Below are 17,273 nucleotides of genomic sequence, written 5' to 3' on the forward strand. Positions count from 1 at the left end.
TGCCAGGGACAGCCACCAGGACAACGGGCAGGGGTAACGGAAGGTGCCGCGTTCACACAGCGAAAAGTAGCGAACCGCTCACTCAGGGCAAAGGAATGGCGTCCTTCGGGATGCCCGAGCAGAATCGGCCGATGGACCCCGTCACGCTGACCACCGACCGTCTCCTCCTGCGCGCGGTGGGAGTGGACGACACCGACGCCGTCTTCGAAGCCGCCCAGGATCCCGACATCCAGCGCTGGACCACGATCCCGTCGCCCTATCTGCGCGAGCACGCGACCGGCTTCACGGACCAGATAGTGCCCGAGGGCTGGGCGGACGGCTCCGCCTTCGCCTTCGGTGTCTTCCTCCCCTCCGGGGAGTTGGCGGGCATGGTCGCCGTCACCATGCGGTCCCTGGGCGTCGGCGAGGTCGGCTACTGGGCGACGAAGGAGCACCGCGGCAACGGCTACACCGCCGAGGCCGTCGTCGCCGCGTCCCGCTGGGCCTTCACGGACCTGTCCGTCGACCGTGTCGAATGGCGCGCCGAGGTCGGCAACGCCGGTTCCCGAGCGGTCGCCGAACGCGCCGGGTTCGTCATCGAGGGGACACTCCGCTCCGCCATCAACAACAAGGGCGTGCGCAGGGACTGCTGGGTGGGCTCGCTGCTCCCCTCGGACCTGGGCCTCCCCTCGACGGCGCCGTACCTGCCGGCCAGGTGAGGGCCGTACCGGCTCCCGGCGGCGGGACCCGACGCTCCCGTCCGAGCCGGCTCCCGGCGCCGGTTCCGGCACCCGCGCCGACGCGGTCGCACCGCCCGGGCCCCGCTGTCAGGGACACCACCGCCGGTGGCACCACTGTCAGTGGCACCGCCTAACGTGTGGGCATGACGAGTCTCCCGCGTCCCACCACCGAACTCTCCGCGGACGAAGCCCGCCGCCTGGCGCTGCGGGCGCAGGGTTTCATGGGTGCCCCCGATCGCAGGGCGGGCGTGCGCGGAGTCCTGCGGCACCTCGGCGCGGTCCAGCTCGACACCATCTCCGTCCTCGCCCGCTCCCACGAACTGATTCCGTACGCCCGCCTCGGCGCCGTCGGCCGCAAGACCGTCGAGCAGGCCTACTGGACGTCGGCACCGCACGGCGACACACCCCCGGCGCCGCACGCGTTCGAGTACTGGTCCCACGCGGCCTGCATCCTGCCCGTGGAGGAGTGGCCCCACTTCGCGTTCCGCCGCCGCGCCTACCGTGCCCGCCCGCACTGGAACCACGCCCTGCCCAACGGCGCCTACGACCAGGTCGTCAAGCAGCTGCGCGCCGAAGGCCCCCTCACGGCCACGGACTTGGGCGGGGCGAAGAAGACCAGCGAGTGGTGGGACTGGTCGGGCACCAAGGTCGCCGTCGAGCGCGCGCTGATGTACGGCGAGGTGGTGTGCGTGGAACGGCGCGGCTGGAAGCGGGTCTACGACCTAGCGGAGCGCGCCGTCCCGAAACAGCTGCTCCATGACGAGCTGGACGACACGGAGTGCCTGCGCCGTCTCGTCCGCCTCGCCGGACAGTCCCTCGGCGTCGGCACGCGCGCGGACATCGCCGACTACCACCGCCTCAAGCTGGAGCAGGTCGACGCGGTGATCGCGGACTCGGGCCTGGTCCCGGTGACGGTGGAGGGCTGGGGCAGGCCGACCGCAGGAAAGGGCGGCGCCAAGAACCCCGGCGCGCGACCGGCGGGAGACGCCTGGGCGGACCCGGTGGCGCTGGAGACGGTCCCGCGCGGCCGCCACCGTACGACGCTCCTGTCGCCGTTCGACTCCCTTGTCTGGGAGCGGGCACGCACGGAGCGGATCTTCGATTTCACGCACCGCCTGGAGGCGTACACACCCAAGCCGAAGCGCGTCCACGGCTACTTCGCGATGCCGGTGCTGGCCGGCGGCCGGCTCGTCGGCCGGGTGGACCCGGCACGGGAGGGCCGCACGCTGGTCGCCAGGCAGGTCACCCTGGACGGCGCCAAGGCGGTCCCGGCGGTGGCCCAGGCCCTGGCGGAGGCCGCGAGCTGGGTGGACTGCACGGACGTGCGGGTCGAGCGGGTGGACGCCCCGGGCCTGCGCGAGCCGCTCGTCGCGGAACTCGCCGCCCTTCTGGGGTGACGCCAGGCCCCGTCCTCGGCTGATGTCGCGCGGGGTCCTCGCCCGGCATCCGGCGGGGTCCTCGGGTGCCGCCTAGCGGATCTCGAGGATCTTCTCCCGCATCGCGTAGACCACGGCCTCCATCCTGGAGTGCAGCTGCAGCTTCTCCAGGATGTTGCGTACATGGTTCTTCACGGTGTTCTCGGAGATGAACAGCTCCTTGGCGATGTCGCGGTTGTTCATCCCCGTGGCCACGAGCTTGAGGACCTCCAGCTCGCGATCGGTGAGCCGCGGCGCGGGCACCAGCCGACGCTCGTCCGTCCGCTGGATCATCGACTTGAACTCGGTGAGGAGTTTCGACGCCATCGAGGGGCTGATCTGCGACTGCCCGTCGGCCACCGCGCGAATGGCCGTGGCCACCTCGTCCGTGGAGATCTCCTTGAGGAGATACCCGGTCGCGCCGGCCTTGATCGCGTCGTAGAGGTCGGCCTCCTCGTCGCTGATCGTCAGCATGATGATCTTCGCGCTGGGGGCCACCTCCTTGATGGAGGTGCACGCCTCGATACCGCCGCGCTTGGGCATCCGTACGTCCATCAGCACGATGTCGGGCAGCAGGTCGGCAGCCTTGTCGACCGCCTCCGCCCCGTCGCCCGCCTCACCGACGACCTGGATGTCCTCCTCGGCCGCGAGCACGATCTCCAGACCGCGGCGGAAGAGGGCGTGGTCGTCCACGACAAGGACCCTGATGGGCTCCTTGCGTGACGAGCCCACGTCCAGGCCGGTGGTGACGACTCCGCCGTCGGCATCACCGGCACGCATCGGTCCGAAGCTGTCCGCCATCGTTCCTCCCCCTGAAGGCCGTGGCCTGTGTTTCCATGCCATCGCCAACCCAAGGCAACGGCCCGCCGGTTGGGCCGGTCCGGCCATGATTCCATGTCCGGACGTCGGCGGGGTGACGGAGCGGGACGTGAAGTGGTCGCACACCGGTGCCCCTGGGGGCGCACTCGCGCTCCAGGGGCACCGGCTCAGCCGTCGACGGGGGCCGGTCGGTCAGCCGCCGAGCGCGCCGCCCGGCGCGTCCGCTCCGCCCTGGGTGACCATCGGGTCCGTGCTGAGGTGGATGACGCCGTAGTCGTACGCGTGCCGCCGGTAGACGACGCTGGGCTCCTTTGTCTCGGAGTCGACGAAGAGGTAGAAGTCGTGCCCGACCAGCTCCATCTCGTAGAGCGCCTGGTCGAGCGTCATCGGTGCGGCCACGTGGGTCTTCTCGCGGACGACACAGGGGCCTTCGCCCATGATCTCGAGAGAACCGATCTTCTTTGTGGGCACGGCGTCCGGCTCCTCGTCGTGGACGACGCTGCCGTTGCCGTTCAGGGTCGCGGCACCCGGGACGACGTCGGCGACCTCGGCCGCCGAGATCCTGCCGTTGCCACGGCGGGTGTAGCGCTTGTCGTGCTGCTTGCGCAGCCGGGCCTCCAGCTTGTCCGCGGCCAGGTCGAGTGCTGCATACGCGTCGCTTGCCGCTGCCTCCGCCCGGATCACCGGTCCGCGTGAGTGGAGCGTGATCTCCACCCGGTCACTGCGGTCGGCCTGTCGGGGGTTGGGCTCCTTGGACACCTCGACGTCGAGGCTGATCACCTTGCCATCGAGCTTCTGGATCTTCTCCAGCTTCAGCTTCTCGGCCACGTGCTTGCGGAACCGCTCGGGCACCTCGGTCTTGCGGCCCTTGACGACGATGTCCACGCAGAACTCCGTTCCCGGATAGCCCCGCTCCACTGGCGGAGCATCTCCCTTTTGCACCAGGCTCCGGTGAGCCCCGGAACCTCGGACTCGGTGACTTTCACCTCCTCCTCCCCCAAGGACAAGATCTCCACCCCACCGATGCGGGTGATTGCTGAAAACCCACGGTTCGGCACTCGGATGCGTGAGGTACGGCCTGCGCCATTGCCTCACAACCGAACATATCTCGCCCGGACGGATGACGTCACCCTCTACTGATACGTACCTCCGTTCAGGTGAATTGACCCACTCATTACCTGCAACGATGCGACTTCCCGGTCAGTTCCGGTTTATTTCGAAGGCGTCCGGCGGTGCAGCGACCACGGCCGAGCAGACCGTGTCACCGTTCGTTCCTCCGGCCTGCTCCCTACCCGCGATTCGCCCGTACACCACCGCCCGTCCCCTCCTCTCACCCGTCCATCGCAGCGCCCACGCACCCGACTGCGCTGCCCGTACGGCACGCGCCGCCTCCGCCAACGACGCCCCTGTCGTCATCAGGTCGTCCACCAGCACGACCCGGCCTCCTTCGGCCAGCAGTCGCTCACCCCCGGCCACTACCTCCAGGGCGCCCGCCAGATTCTCCAGCCGCTGCCGGGAGTTCAGCCCCGACTGGTCGGCCACGGCACGCCGCTGCCGCAGCACGGCGAGCACCCGGGCGGGCGTTCCCGCGCGTCGCAGCTCGCCCGCCGCCGCGAGCGCGATCCGTCGCGCCGGATCATGACCCCGCGCCCGAACCGCCCGCCGCGCGGACGGCAGGGGTACAAGAAGCACGGGCCCGCATCCCGTCCCCGTCTCCGTCGTCACCGCACCACCGGTGTCCAGCCTGTCCCGCTCTCCCCACGCTTCCCCCTTCCCGAGCCTCAGCCGCCCCTCCGGAGACTTCGGCCGCCCGGCCGGACCAGGACGTCGTACCGGCCCCAGCCCCGCCCGTACGGCCCCGGCGAGGGCCGCTCCCAAGGGTGCGGCCAGTGCGAGCGCACCCCGTTCCTTGTGGGCGAGGAGTGTGGCCCGCACCTCGTCCTCATAGGGGGCCGCCGCGTGCACCACGGGCAGCCCCGCCGGCTCGGGCACCGGTCGCACCCGGCACGGTGCGACCCCGCTCAGGGCGGCACGGCACTCCGGGCAGAGCACCGTGCGAGGCCTCCCACAGCCTCCGCACTCGGCCGGCAGCACCAGATCCGTGAGGTCCTGCCACCACCCCCGCATGGCCACCACTGTGCCAAGGCCCGGCCCACTCGGCCACCCCTGTGGAAAACCAGGAAGACCACCTGTGGACAACTCGCGGAGCGCCGTGCGCGGCCGTACGACAAGACGGAGGACGGAGGAACGACAGGGCGGACAAAGGGAGGGCCGCAGGAACGGCGAGGCGCAGAACCCGGGCAGGAAGACCACACGGCCGCAGGACGGCGCGGCGGAGGCACGGCCCCGAGGGCCCCACGGCTGCGGCTGCGGCTGCGGCTCACTCAGGAAACAGCGGTGGGCCCGCCCGGAAACCGGACGGGCCCACCGCACGAGGTGAGGAACACAGGGCTACCCCGGGTAGACCGGAGCCGTCCCGTCCTGGACCACCTTCTGCCACTGCTCCCCCGCCGACAGCCGCACGATCCCGTCCGTCTCCGAGTGCGCCACCAGCGGCAGCTGCTCGTCCTCGGAGGCCGCGATCTCCTTGACGTTGGCCAGCGCGGAGGGCGAGGTGCCCAACGGGGTGGAACCGTCGACCTGGACGTACTGCATCTGCTGCACGCCGCCCTTCTGGCTGCCGACCACCACGAGGCGGCTGTCCCCGGCCCAGGACATGGCGGTGACCTCCTCCAGCTGGGGCGCGACGGAGCGCAGTTCGACGACGGACGCGCCGTTCGGCTCGCGGGGCTCGGACCGCTCGATGCGTCCGATCTGCAGCGAGCTCTTGCCGTCCTTCTCGACGATCAGCGCGATCCGCACGCCGTCGGCGGCCACCCGCACCGCCTTGACGCGTCCGTCGATCTGCGACGCCTCGACGACGATGGGCCGGCCCGCACCCTCCTGCAGCACGAGCAGTCGGGGGTTCGCGGGGTCCCGGTCGGCCACCCACAGGTCCCCGCGCGCGTCCCAGCTGGGCGTCGTCAGCCGGTCGTCGGCCGTCTTGCCCTGGCTGCGCAGCACCGGCTCGGCGAGCGAACCGCCCGAAACCAGCGACCCGACGTACAGGTTCCGGCCGTCGGCCGACACCCCGGCCGCGCTGCTCTCGTCCCGCGACACCGCGGCCGCACGCAGCTTCTTGTCACCCTCGCCCAGCGCACCGGGCACCTGCTCGGGCTTCTTGTCCCGGTTGCCGCCGGGCATCCGTACGAGCCGCTGGTCGTGGTCGATGAAGTACTGGTACTCCGGGTGCTCGCCCGTAGCCTGCGCGGCGACGCTCTCGGCCCCGGCCTTGTTCAGCACGCACAGCTGCGAGCCGTTGGACCTCTGGAGCTCCACCTCGTCGACGCCGGTGGGGGTCAGATCCCGCAGCGTGAGGAGGAGCTGGGCCGCCATCTGCCTGCACCGGGAGCTTCCGACCCGGTCGGCCTTCGCGTTCAGCGGCACCGTGACGCTGTTGCGGTCGTCGGGCGACAACGACACATCGCTGTTCTTCAGTTCCGTGCCCGAGGGGAAGCTCGACCTGACCACCGGGTCCAGCCAGCTCGTGGGCCCCTTGAGGAGCGCGCGCACGATCTGCGTCATCGGGTCCACCTGCGCGCGCACGTAGACCGGGTCGGCGACGGTCCCCAAGGGACGGCCGGTCCCGGAGGTCCCGTTCGACGCGTAGAAGTACTTGTTCACGGACACGTAGTTCCGCTGGAAGTCGGACGTGCCCATCACGACGCCCTGCGGCAGCCCGTCGATGCGCCACTGCTTGTCGCTCTTCAGCTTGGTCAGGTGCACCGATCCGCTGTAGGCGCCGGAGTCGGGCCCGTACGCGTGCCGGCCGTCGACCGTGGCGACCTTGCTGCCGTTCAGCCGGAACAGGGCGTCACCGCTGCCGTCCTTGGTGCCCGAGGGCATTCCCACGGGCTCCGGCGCGTCCGCGAGGACCGTCGTCGAGCGGTACGGATCCCACGTCTTGCGCGCACTGTCGGTGAGGTACTTGCCGGCCGTCTCGTACTTGGCGTCGTCGCTGGTCAGTGCCTCCAGGAAGCCCTGCACGATCTGTGCCGCCGAGGCGCCGGGATGCGGCGGCATGGCGTAGACGCGGACCTGCGAGTCCTGACGCGGCGTGGACTCCACCCCGCTCAGACCCCCGCTGTCCGGCATCGAGGCGCACCCTGCCATCAGCAGGGCTCCACAGCCCACGATCACCACGACGCGCACCGGACGGCGTCCGCGGACGCCGCTCCCCCCGCGGTCAGCGCCCACGAAATGCCTCCCCATGTCCGAGCTCCTCCGGCGTCTCGCCGTCCCGCCCCCGCTGCTGCGCGGTCCGTTCCCGGCCGGTGCCGGATGTCTCCTCCTGGCGGCGCAGTGCCCCGGCGGGCCGGGGCACCACACGAGCGCCGTTACCCGGCAGCGCCGTCGGATCGGCCGTGGGCGCGACCCCGGCCAGCCGCGGTGCCATGGCCCCGCGCGGCGGTATCGGAGCCGTCGCGGCCCCGGGCTGCTGCACGGGAACCGTGGCGAGCTTCGCGGCGCCGCCGTGCGGCAGACCGGCGTCGTCGAGTCCCCGGTTGCGCCGGGAATCCTTGGGCTCCAGGGGTATCGGCGATCCCCTGAGCGGCTCGTCGGCCGTGCGGGGGAGGGTGAGCCGGAACTGCGAACCACCGCCCGGCTCGCCCCAGGCCTGCAGCCAGCCGCCGTGCAGCCGTGCGTCCTCCAGGGCGATGGACAGTCCGAGCCCCGTGCCGCCGGTGGTACGCGCGCGTGCCGGGTCGGCCCGCCAGAAGCGGCTGAACACCCGGGTCGCCTCGCCGGGCTTCAGCCCGACGCCGTAGTCGCGGACCGCGATCGCGACCGCTCCGCCCGCCGCGGCGAGCTTGACGACGACGTCCTTGCCCTCGCCGTGCTCCACGGCGTTGACGACGAGGTTGCGCAGCACCCGCTCGACCCGCCGGGCGTCCGCCTCGGCGATCAGCGGCTGCTGGTCGCCCTTGATGCGTATGCACGTGCCCTTGCGCTCGGCGAGCGGCTCGGCTCCGCCGACCACCCGTCGTACGACTTCTCTGAGGTCGATCGCGTCGGCCTCCAGTGCCGCGGCGCCCGCGTCGAACCGGCTGATCTCCAGCAGGTCGGCGAGGAGCGTCTCGAAGCGGTCCAGCTGGTCGGCGAGGAGTTCGGCCGACCGCGCGGTCACCGGGTCGAAGTCCACGCGCGCGTCGTGGATGACGTCGGCGGCCATCCGCACGGTGGTCAGCGGTGTGCGCAGCTCGTGCGACACGTCGGACACGAACCGCCGCTGCATCCGCGAGAGGTCCTCCAACTGCTGGATCTTGAGCTGGAGGTTCTGCGCCATCTTGTTGAAGGCCTCGCCGAGGCGCGCGATGTCGTCCTCACCGGTGACCTTCATACGTTCCTGGAGGCGTCCGGCGGAGAGCCGCTCGGCGATCCCGGCCGCCATCCGCACCGGTGTGACGACCTGGCGCACCACGAGCCAGGCGATGGCCCCGAGGAGCACCACGACGAACAGTCCGGCCGTCGCGAGCGTCCCCTTGACCAGGCTCAGCGACTTCTCCTCCTGAGTCAGCGGGAAGAGGTAGTACAGCTGGTAGGCGTCACCGTTGGGGTCGTTGACCTGCTTGCCGATGACCAGCGCGGGCTGGGATTCCCGGCCGTCCTTGTAGACGACACGGGTGTAGCTCTGCGCCGGCGCCGTGCTCTGGTCGACCCGGGCGCGCAGGTTCTCGGGCACGCTCACGATCGGGTCGACTTCCGAGTACCTCGGCGCGAGGCCCCCACTGCCGTCGCCCGACGCCTTGGAGTTGAGCGTCACCACGTCGAACGCGCCCTGCCCACCACTGGACAGGGACACGACGAGGTCGGTCATCCACTGGCTGACGTTCTTCGAGGGGCGGCCGTCGGCGCTCGTACCGTCGTCGCCGTTCGCCGTCGCCGCCGAGTCCGCCTTCTGCTTGGCGACCGAGAAACCACCGGTGGCCTGGCTCTGCGAGGCCTTCACCTTGGCGTCCAGCAGGCCGTTGCGCACCTGCCCGATCACGACGAAGCCGAGCAGCAGCACGACGCCCAGCGACATCAGCAGGGTCGTCGCGACGATCTTGAGCTGGATGTTGCGCCGCCACAGCCGCATCACGGGCAGCAGCGGACGACGCACCCAGCGTATGAGCAGCCGTAGGACGGGGCTGCCCTGGACTCCGCCCTGGAGCAGCCCGCCCTCGAAGAATCGTTCCCAGCGGGAGCCCGTCATTTTCCGGCCGACAGGCCGCCCCGAACGGTCCCCCTGCTCAGCGGGCGCCGAAGCGGCACTGTCCCGTGACATGTCAGCTCGGCCCTGCCTTGTATCCGACTCCTCGGACGGTCACTACGATCTCCGGGCGCTCGGGGTCCTTCTCGACCTTGGAGCGCAGTCGTTGTACGTGCACGTTGACCAGACGGGTGTCCGCCGCGTGCCGGTAGCCCCACACCTGCTCCAGGAGGACCTCACGCGTGAACACCTGCCACGGCTTGCGCGCCAGAGCGACCAGCAGGTCGAACTCCAGCGGCGTCAGCGCGATCGACATGCCTTCCCGCTTCACAGAGTGACCGGCGACGTCGATGACGAGATCGCCGATCGACAGCTGTTCGGGTGCCGGCTCCTCCGAACGACGCAGCCGCGCCCTGATCCGCGCCACCAGCTCTTTTGGCTTGAACGGCTTCACGATGTAGTCGTCGGCGCCCGATTCGAGGCCGACCACGACATCGACGGTGTCGCTCTTCGCCGTGAGCATCACGATCGGCACCCCGGACTCCGCCCTGATCAGGCGGCACACCTCGATACCGTCCCGTCCGGGCAGCATCAGGTCCAGGAGCACCAGGTCGGGCTTGGCGTCGCGGAAAGCGGCCAGCGCCTTGTCGCCGTCGGCTACGAAAGACGGCTCAAAACCTTCACCACGCAACACAATGCCGAGCATCTCGGCCAGTGCGGTGTCGTCATCGACGACAAGGACTCGTCCCTTCATAAACGACATCATCCCATTAACTAAATCGTTACCTGGCGTGACAAGTCACACAGCTCGGCGAGAGCCTCAGCCGTCACGGGCGAAACAACGCCCTCTTCGGTGACAATCGCCGTGATCAACTCCGGCGGCGTCACATCGAACGCCGGGTTGTACGCCTGGGTCCCCAGGGGTGCCACAGGTATACCTCCTCCCGGCTCCACCCCCGCCACCGGGACCTGGGGAGCTGTGATCTCCGTCACTTCATGACCGGCGCGCTGTTCAACCTCGATGGACGCTCCGTCGGGCGTGTCCTGATCGATCGTCGTCACCGGCGCCACCACGATGAACGGCACATGGTGGTACCTGGCCAGCACCGCGAGCGGATAGCTCCCCACCTTGTTCGCCACCGAACCGTCGGCCGCGATGCGGTCGGCCCCGATCAGCACCGCGTCCACCTCCCCGGCCGCGAACAGCGAGCCCGCAGCGCTGTCCGTGAGCAAGGTGTACGCCATGCCGCTGCGAGCGGCCTCGTAGGCCGTCAGACGGGCACCCTGCAGCAACGGCCGCGTCTCGTCCACCCAGAGCCGCCGAAGCTGCCCCGCCCGGTGCGCCGCGAGCGCCACGGCGAACGCCGTGCCCTCCCCGCCGGACACCAGCGCCCCGGTGTTGCAGTGCGTGAGCACCCGGTGCCCGCCGCCCGGCAGCAGCTCGCCGAGCAGCGCCAGCCCGCGCTCGGCCATGCGTGAGCTGGCCTCGGCGTCCTCCCGGTGCAGCGCCCGCGCCGCGGCGAGCGCCGCCGCGGCGGCCGCCTCCTCGTCACCGCCCGCGGCGAGCGCCGCCCGATGGGCCGCCTGTGCCCTGCGCACTCCGGCCCCGAGGTTCACGGCCGTCGGCCGGGCACCGGCCAGCGCACCGGCCGCCTCTTCCACGTCGAAGCCGCGTACGGCGGCGAGCGCGACGCCGTACGCCCCGGCGATCCCCAGCAGCGGCGCTCCCCGCACGGCGAGCGTGCGGATCGCCTCCACCAGCGCGGGCGCGTCCGTGCACACCAGCTCGACCTCCTCTGCGGGAAGCCGCGTCTGGTCGAGAAGGACCACCACAGGGCCTTCAGGCGGCTCCTGCCAGCTGATCGCGGGTATCTCCGTCTGCCCGCTGTCCTCGCGGGATTGCGCGTAGTGATCGGCCATCCGTCCAGTCTGCCCCGTACCCGGCGGACAATTGAAGGTGTGCAGCCCATACGGGGGCCGGTCCCCTGCCGGGCACGCCGTGACACGATGGCTGCCAACCTGCCGCCGCGACCGCGGAACGGGCACCGTGAAGGAGCGACGATGAACGACACTCCGGGCTGGGCGTCGCCCGGATCTGCACCCGCCGGCGAAGAGGTGCCGGACGCGTCCGGCACCTCGCAGCCCGCGGACGAGGGCGGAGCGAACCAGCCCGAGCAGCCCTCGAAGTGGTCCAAGGAGCAGCCCCCGCCCGGCCAGTGGTCCGCCCCCGGCGCACAGGCTCCCGGCCAGGTCCCGCCGCCCGCTCCGCCCGCTCCGGGCTGGGGCGGTCAGCACCCCGGCGGCCAGGGCGGTGGATTCGGCGGCTGGGGAGGCCCCGGACACGGCGGCCCCGGTGGACCCGCCGGCTGGGGCGGCAACTGGGGCGGACAGCCGTCCGCCGCCAAGCCCGGCGTGATCCCGCTGCGTCCGCTCGGCGTCGGCGAGATCCTCGACGGCGCCGTCTCCACCATGCGCACCTACTGGCGCACGGTCCTCGGCATCTCGCTGACCGTCGCGGTCGTCACGCAGATCGCCGTCATCCTGCTCCAGGGCTTCGTCCTGAACAACAGCACCGACACGGCCGCCCTGAACGACCCGAGCGCCACGGTCGGCGAACTGAGCCGGGCGCTGGGCGACAGCTTGCTGAACTCCGGTCTCGTCCTGCTCATCGCGCTGCTCGGCACCATCGTCGCGACGGCCCTGCTCACCTCGGTGACCAGCCGCGCCGTGCTCGGCAAGCCGGTGACCAGCGGCGAGGCCTGGCGGGACGCCCGTCCCCAGCTGCCCAAGCTGTTCGGCCTGACCTTTCTGCTGCCGCTCATCGCGATCGCGATCCTGGCCGTGGGCGCACTGCCCGGTCTGCTCGTGGTGGCGGGCGGCTCGCGCGACTCCGGTGCCGCGCTCGCCGTCCTCGGCGCCCTGGCCGCGGGCGTCGTCGCCCTCTGGCTGATGATCCGCTTCTCGCTCGCCTCTCCCGCCCTGATGCTGGAGAAACAGGGCATCCTGAAGTCGATGAGCCGCTCCACGAAACTCGTCCGCGGCTCCTGGTGGCGGGTGTTCGGCATCCAGCTGCTCGCCACGATCATCGCCAACATCCTGGCGTCGATCATCGTGATCCCGTTCGCCCTCATCGCCGCCGCGCTGAGCGGCAACGGCTTCACCGGCTTCCTCAACAGCGCCGGCGGCGAACTCGGCTGGACCTTCCTCATCGTCAGCGGCATCGGCTCCGTGATCGGATCCATGGTCACCTTCCCGATCACCGCGGGCGTCACCGTGCTCCTGTACATCGACCAGCGCATCCGCCGCGAGGCCCTCGACCTCGACCTGGCCCGGGCCGCCGGCGTGCAGGGCTACGGCACCGAGTCGTCCGGCACCACACCAGGGAGTTGATGCGGTGAACGGGGCGGGGGGAGTTCTCACAGCCGTACTCGCGGGACCGCACACCGGTGCGACAGCCGTCCTCGCGCTGTCGCGCGGCGACACACCACCGGTGACGACGCCGCGCGATGCCGCGCGGGAGGCGGCCCGACGCGAGCTGTCCAAGCGGATGTACCACGAGAACGATCCCGGCCTCGTCCAGCGCGCCCTGAACGCGTTCTGGGACTGGGTCGACAAACTGTTCGGCGCAGCCTCCGCCGCGACGCCCGGCGGAATGCTCGGACTCGTCGTCATCGTCCTCGCGGTCGTGGTGGTCGTGGCCGCCCTGTGGTGGCGCCTGGGCACACCGCACCGCACCCCCGCCTCGTCCGCCACCCTCTTCGACGACCGCCCCAAGAGCGCTGCCGAGCACCGCGCCGCCGCCGAGGCCCATGCCGCCCAGGGCCATTGGAACCAGGCCGTCCAGGAGCGGATGCGCGCCATCGTGCGCTCCTTGGAGGAACGCGCCCTGCTCGATCCACGCCCCGGCCGCACAGCCGACGAGGCGGTCGCGGAGGCGAGCCGCACGCTGCCCTCCCACACGGACCGACTCCGCGCCGCGGCACGGGACTTCGACGACATCACGTACGGCGGCCGGGCCGGCGACCCGCGCGCGTACCAGCGCCTCACCGAGCTCGACCGGGACCTGGAGCGCACCAAGCCCCTGCTCACGGACAGCGCCCACAGCGCGGATCCGAACGCGAACACGAACCGCAACAGCCGCCAGGGGGCCGCCTCGTGACCGAGGCCACCCTCACCGCCACCTCCTCGTCGCCCACCGCCCGCCAGTTGTGGACCCGCGCGCGCGGACTCGTCCTCGCGCTCGTCCTGCTGCTGGTGGCCGCCATCGTCATAGCCGCGGTCCGCTCGGAGGCCCGGCACGGCCGCCTCGACCCGCGCTCCGCCGACCCCTCCGGCAGCCGAGCCGTCGCCCGGCTCCTCGCCGACCAGGGGGTCACCACGCGCGTGGTCACCACGCTCGCCGAGGCCCGCGCCGCGGCCGGCCCCGACACGACCCTGCTGGTCGCGGTCCCCGACCTGCTGACCGAGCGACAGCAGACCATCCTGCGCACGGCGACGCAACGCTCCGACGGCCGTACGGTCCTGATCGCCCCCGGACCGCCCTCCGTCGACACCCTCGCCCCAGGAGTCAGCGCCGACCCCGCGGTCAGCTTCGACTCGACGCTCTCCCCCGACTGCGGCCTGCCCGCCGCACGGCGAGCGGGCAGCGCCGACACCGGCGGCATCCGCTACACCACCGATGACCCGGGCGCCGACGCGTGCTACCCGAGCGACGGGCTGCCCACGCTGCTGCGCGTACCGGCGGCTTCCGGAAGCGGCGACACGGTCGTCCTCGGCGCCCCCGACATCCTCTACAACGACCGCCTCGACGAGCAGGGCAACGCCTCGCTCGCTCTCCAACTCCTCGGCTCCCGCACCCATCTGGTCTGGTACCTCCCCTCGCTCTCCGACGACTCGGCCACCGACGCGGGTGGCCAGAGCTTCCTCGACCTGCTCCCCTCGGGCTGGCTCTGGGGCACACTGCAGCTCTTCATCGCGGCGGTCGCGGCCGCGCTGTGGCGGGGACGCCGGATGGGCCCCCTCGTCCCCGAACGGCTTCCTGTCGCGATCCGCGCCTCCGAGACCGCCGAAGGACGCGCCCGCCTCTACCGCAAGGCCAACGCCCGCGACCGCGCGGCCGCCGCTCTGCGCTCCGCCACCCGCATCCGCCTCGCCCCCCTCGTCGGCGTGTCCCCGGCTCAGGCGCACGCGCCCGAAGCCCTGCTCCCCGCACTGTCCGCCCGTCTCGACGGCGACGGACAGGCCCTGCTCCCGCTCCTGTTCGGGCCGCCGCCCCGCGACGACGCGGCCCTCGTCTCCCTCGCCGACCAACTCGACGCCCTCGAAAGAGAGGTACGCATTTCATGATGGACCCGACCACTGACAACGCCGGGTACGCCGGGTACTCCGGGGATGCGGACACCGCCCGCTCCTCCCTGGAAGCCCTGCGCACCGAGATCGCCAAAGCCGTGGTCGGCCAGGACCCCGCTGTGACCGGCCTCGTCGTCGCCCTCCTCTGCCGCGGACACGTTCTCCTCGAAGGAGTCCCCGGAGTGGCCAAAACGTTGCTCGTCCGCGCGCTCGCGTCCGCGTTGGAACTCGACACCAAGCGGGTCCAGTTCACCCCCGACCTCATGCCGAGCGATGTCACCGGCTCGCTCGTCTACGACGCCCGCACCGCCGAGTTCTCCTTCCAGCCCGGCCCGGTCTTCACCAACCTCCTGCTCGCCGACGAGATCAACCGCACGCCTCCCAAGACGCAGGCGTCCCTGCTGGAGGCGATGGAGGAACGCCAGGTCACGGTCGACGGCACCCCCCGGCCGCTCCCCGAGCCCTTCCTGGTCGCCGCGACGCAGAACCCGGTCGAGTACGAGGGGACGTATCCGCTCCCCGAGGCCCAACTGGACCGCTTCCTCCTCAAACTGACGATCCCCCTGCCGTCCCGCCAGGACGAGATCGACGTCCTCACCCGCCACGCCGAGGGCTTCAACCCGCGCGACCTGCGCGCCGCCGGCCTGCGCCCCGTGGCCGGCCCCGCCGACCTCGAAGCCGCCCGCACCGCGGTCGCCAAGACGGCGGTCTCCCCCGAGATCACCGGCTACGTCGTCGACCTCTGCCGCGCCACCCGCGAATCACCGTCGCTCACCCTCGGCGTCTCCCCGCGCGGCGCGACCGCCCTCCTCGCCACAGCCCGCGCCTGGGCCTGGCTCACCGGCCGCGACTACGTCATCCCCGACGACGTCAAAGCCCTGGCCCTGCCGACCCTCCGGCACCGCATCCAACTCCGCCCGGAAGCCGAGATGGAGGGCGTGACCGCCGACTCCGTCATCAACGCGATCCTGGCCCACGTCCCCGTCCCCCGCTGATGGCACTCACCGGACGCGCCGCTCTGCTGGCGGCCCTGGGCGCCATCCCCGTCGGCATCTGGGAGCCCAGCTGGACGGGCATCCTCGCCGTGAACGCCCCGCTGGCCCTGGCCTGCGCCTGCGACGCCGCCCTCGCGGCTCCCGTACGACGCCTCGGGCTGACCCGTTCCGGCGACACCTCGGTGCGCCTCGGCGAACCCGCGGACGTCACCCTCACTGTCACCAATCCCTCGGACCGCCCCCTGCGCGCACACCTCCGCGACGCCTGGCCGCCGAGCAGTTGGGAACCCGGCACCGAGGTCGAGGCCTCCCGTCACCACCTGGCGGTCCCCGCCGGTGAACGCCGCCGGCTGACGACCCGTCTGCGCCCCACGCGCCGTGGTGACCGCCGGGCCGACCGCGTCACGATCCGCTCCTTCGGTCCCCTCGGCCTGTTCTCCCGTCACGGCAGCCACGAAGTCCCCTGGGCCGTACGCGTCCTGCCCCCGTTCACCAGCCGGAAGCACCTCCCTTCCAAACTGGCCCGGCTCCGCGAACTCGACGGCCGCACCAGCGTGCTGACACGCGGTGAGGGCACGGAATTCGACAGCCTGCGCGAGTACGTTCCCGGTGACGACACCCGTTCCATCGACTGGCGTGCCACAGCCCGCCGGACGACGGTCGCCGTACGCACCTGGCGTCCCGAACGCGACCGCCACATCCTTCTGGTCCTCGACACCGGCCGCACCTCCGCGGGCCGGGTCGGCGACGCACCCCGCCTCGACGCCTCGATGGACGCGGCCCTGCTCCTCGCCGCGCTGGCCTCCCGCGCCGGCGACCGCGTGGATCTCCTCGCCTACGACCGCCGGGTACGGGCCCTCGTCCAGGGCCGCTCGGCAGGCGACGTCCTTCCGTCCCTGGTCAACGCGATGGCCGGCCTGGAACCGGAACTCGTCGAAACAGACGCCCGTGGCCTGGCCGCCACCGCCCTGCGTACGGCCCCACGCCGCTCCTTGATCGTGCTCCTGACGAGCCTCGACGCGGCTCCGGTCGAGGAGGGCCTGCTCCCCGTGCTCTCCGGCCTCACTCAACGCCATACGGTCCTGCTCGCATCGGTCGCGGACCCTCACATCGCGAACATGGCGAAGGCACGGGGAAACATCGACGCGGTGTACGAGGCAGCGGCGGCGGCTCAGGCAGAGGCCGGACGCCAACGCACTGCCGAACAGCTGCGACGCCGAGGGGTCACCGTCGTCGACGCGACTCCGGACGAGTTGGCGCCGGCGCTCGCGGATGCCTATCTGGCCTTGAAAGCCGCAGGCCGCCTCTAAGGGAAAAAGGATCGGCCTCTACGGAGGCCCAGAAAAGGCCCGGAACGCAGAAAACCCCCGTGACCGGTTTCCCGGTACGGGGGTTTCTGTAATATTTGTTCGGCGGCGTCCTACTCTCCCACAGGGTCCCCCCTGCAGTACCATCGGCGCTGTGAGGCTTAGCTTCCGGGTTCGGAATGTAACCGGGCGTTTCCCTCACGCTATGACCACCGAAACACTATGAAACTGTCAACCGGAGCCGTGGCATAGCTACGACGGTTGTTCGTGGTTTCAGAACCAACACAGTGGACGCGAGCAACTGAGGACAAGCCCTCGGCCTATTAGTACCAGTCACCTCCAGCGGTTACCCGCCTTCCAGATCTGGCCTATCAACC

The 17,273-nt window shown here is 71.2% G+C and carries 14 protein-coding genes and 1 rRNA gene; 7 read left to right on the forward strand and 8 right to left on the reverse strand.

Annotated features, from left to right (window positions below; translation table 11 throughout):
• Positions 1–131 precede the first annotated feature (131 nt).
• Together ACIQRL_RS06925 and ACIQRL_RS06930 are read left to right on the forward strand one after the other, a co-directional pair.
• Positions 132–698 carry a GNAT family N-acetyltransferase gene (locus tag ACIQRL_RS06925; RefSeq protein WP_401327924.1) on the forward strand — a complete coding sequence of 189 codons (567 nt, stop codon included), beginning with the start codon at positions 132–134 and terminating at the stop codon, positions 696–698.
• 164 nt (positions 699–862) lie between these two features.
• Positions 863–2,116 carry a winged helix-turn-helix domain-containing protein gene (locus tag ACIQRL_RS06930; RefSeq protein ID WP_401327927.1) on the forward strand — a complete coding sequence of 418 codons (1,254 nt, stop codon included), beginning with the start codon at positions 863–865 and terminating at the stop codon, positions 2,114–2,116.
• A 72-nt stretch (positions 2,117–2,188) separates the two neighbouring features.
• Here ACIQRL_RS06930 and ACIQRL_RS06935 read toward each other — a convergent pair whose 3' ends face one another.
• From ACIQRL_RS06935 to mtnA, 7 genes are all read right to left on the reverse strand, one after another.
• On the reverse strand, positions 2,189–2,935 hold the full coding sequence (locus ACIQRL_RS06935; RefSeq protein ID WP_401327929.1) for a response regulator: 747 nt from the start codon (positions 2,933–2,935) through the stop codon (positions 2,189–2,191).
• Positions 2,936–3,145: 210 nt separating this feature from the next.
• Positions 3,146–3,838: a ribosome hibernation-promoting factor, HPF/YfiA family gene (gene hpf / locus ACIQRL_RS06940; protein WP_389286169.1), complete on the reverse strand. Its 693-nt coding sequence runs from the start codon at positions 3,836–3,838 to the stop codon at positions 3,146–3,148.
• 315 nt (positions 3,839–4,153) lie between these two features.
• Positions 4,154–5,080 carry a ComF family protein gene (locus tag ACIQRL_RS06945; protein WP_401327931.1) on the reverse strand — a complete coding sequence of 309 codons (927 nt, stop codon included), beginning with the start codon at positions 5,078–5,080 and terminating at the stop codon, positions 4,154–4,156.
• A 324-nt stretch (positions 5,081–5,404) separates the two neighbouring features.
• On the reverse strand, positions 5,405–7,249 hold the full coding sequence (locus ACIQRL_RS06950; protein WP_401328163.1) for an LpqB family beta-propeller domain-containing protein: 1,845 nt from the start codon (positions 7,247–7,249) through the stop codon (positions 5,405–5,407).
• On the reverse strand, positions 7,239–9,320 hold the full coding sequence (gene mtrB / locus ACIQRL_RS06955; RefSeq protein ID WP_401327934.1) for an MtrAB system histidine kinase MtrB: 2,082 nt from the start codon (positions 9,318–9,320) through the stop codon (positions 7,239–7,241). Before mtrB ends, ACIQRL_RS06950 begins: the two co-directional genes overlap by 11 nt.
• Position 9,321: 1 nt before the next feature.
• Entirely contained in the window at positions 9,322–10,011 is a 690-nt protein-coding gene (gene mtrA / locus ACIQRL_RS06960; protein ID WP_192582811.1) for a two-component system response regulator MtrA, read from the reverse strand.
• 8 nt (positions 10,012–10,019) lie between these two features.
• Positions 10,020–11,165 (reverse strand): S-methyl-5-thioribose-1-phosphate isomerase, encoded by a 1,146-nt coding sequence (mtnA, locus tag ACIQRL_RS06965; protein ID WP_401327938.1) that lies wholly within the window; start codon positions 11,163–11,165, stop codon positions 10,020–10,022.
• Between the two features lie 141 nt (positions 11,166–11,306).
• Between mtnA and ACIQRL_RS06970 the strand changes: the two genes are divergently transcribed.
• Genes ACIQRL_RS06970 through ACIQRL_RS06990 form a run of 5 tightly spaced genes read left to right on the forward strand, consistent with a single transcriptional unit; the run spans position 11,307 to position 16,899 of the window.
• Positions 11,307–12,635, forward strand: a complete 1,329-nt coding sequence (locus tag ACIQRL_RS06970) for a hypothetical protein (protein ID WP_401327941.1) — start codon at positions 11,307–11,309, stop codon at positions 12,633–12,635.
• Positions 12,636–12,639: 4 nt separating this feature from the next.
• Entirely contained in the window at positions 12,640–13,404 is a 765-nt protein-coding gene (locus ACIQRL_RS06975; RefSeq protein WP_401327944.1) for a DUF4129 domain-containing protein, read from the forward strand.
• A complete protein-coding gene (locus ACIQRL_RS06980) occupies positions 13,401–14,591 on the forward strand; it encodes a DUF4350 domain-containing protein (protein ID WP_401327946.1) in 1,191 nt (396 codons plus the stop codon). Before ACIQRL_RS06975 ends, ACIQRL_RS06980 begins: the two co-directional genes overlap by 4 nt.
• A complete protein-coding gene (locus ACIQRL_RS06985) occupies positions 14,591–15,589 on the forward strand; it encodes an AAA family ATPase (protein WP_401327949.1) in 999 nt (332 codons plus the stop codon). The genes ACIQRL_RS06980 and ACIQRL_RS06985 overlap by 1 nt, the downstream gene beginning before the upstream one ends.
• Positions 15,589–16,899, forward strand: a complete 1,311-nt coding sequence (locus tag ACIQRL_RS06990) for a DUF58 domain-containing protein (RefSeq protein WP_401327952.1) — start codon at positions 15,589–15,591, stop codon at positions 16,897–16,899. Before ACIQRL_RS06985 ends, ACIQRL_RS06990 begins: the two co-directional genes overlap by 1 nt.
• A gap of 97 nt (positions 16,900–16,996) precedes the next feature.
• Here ACIQRL_RS06990 and rrf read toward each other — a convergent pair.
• A 5S ribosomal RNA gene (rrf, locus tag ACIQRL_RS06995) occupies positions 16,997–17,113 on the reverse strand.
• Positions 17,114–17,273: the final 160 nt, after the last annotated feature.

This window comes from Streptomyces sp. NPDC091209, from assembly GCF_044757755.1.
Lineage (GTDB): Bacteria > Actinomycetota > Actinomycetes > Streptomycetales > Streptomycetaceae > Streptomyces.

Bases quoted from the DNA above. Each gene is read 5' to 3' on its own strand.
- ACIQRL_RS06925 (WP_401327924.1), top strand. From the start codon at position 132: ATGGACCCCGTCACGCTGACCACCGACCGTCTCCTCCTGCGCGCGGTG.
- ACIQRL_RS06930 (WP_401327927.1), top strand. From the start codon at position 863: ATGACGAGTCTCCCGCGTCCCACCACCGAACTCTCCGCGGACGAAGCC.
- ACIQRL_RS06935 (WP_401327929.1), bottom strand. From the start codon at position 2,935: ATGGCGGACAGCTTCGGACCGATGCGTGCCGGTGATGCCGACGGCGGA.
- ACIQRL_RS06945 (WP_401327931.1), bottom strand. From the start codon at position 5,080: ATGCGGGGGTGGTGGCAGGACCTCACGGATCTGGTGCTGCCGGCCGAG.
- mtrB (WP_401327934.1), bottom strand. From the start codon at position 9,320: ATGTCACGGGACAGTGCCGCTTCGGCGCCCGCTGAGCAGGGGGACCGT.
- mtrA (WP_192582811.1), bottom strand. From the start codon at position 10,011: ATGATGTCGTTTATGAAGGGACGAGTCCTTGTCGTCGATGACGACACC.
- mtnA (WP_401327938.1), bottom strand. From the start codon at position 11,165: ATGGCCGATCACTACGCGCAATCCCGCGAGGACAGCGGGCAGACGGAG.
- ACIQRL_RS06970 (WP_401327941.1), top strand. From the start codon at position 11,307: ATGAACGACACTCCGGGCTGGGCGTCGCCCGGATCTGCACCCGCCGGC.
- ACIQRL_RS06985 (WP_401327949.1), top strand. From the start codon at position 14,591: ATGGACCCGACCACTGACAACGCCGGGTACGCCGGGTACTCCGGGGAT.
- ACIQRL_RS06990 (WP_401327952.1), top strand. From the start codon at position 15,589: ATGGCACTCACCGGACGCGCCGCTCTGCTGGCGGCCCTGGGCGCCATC.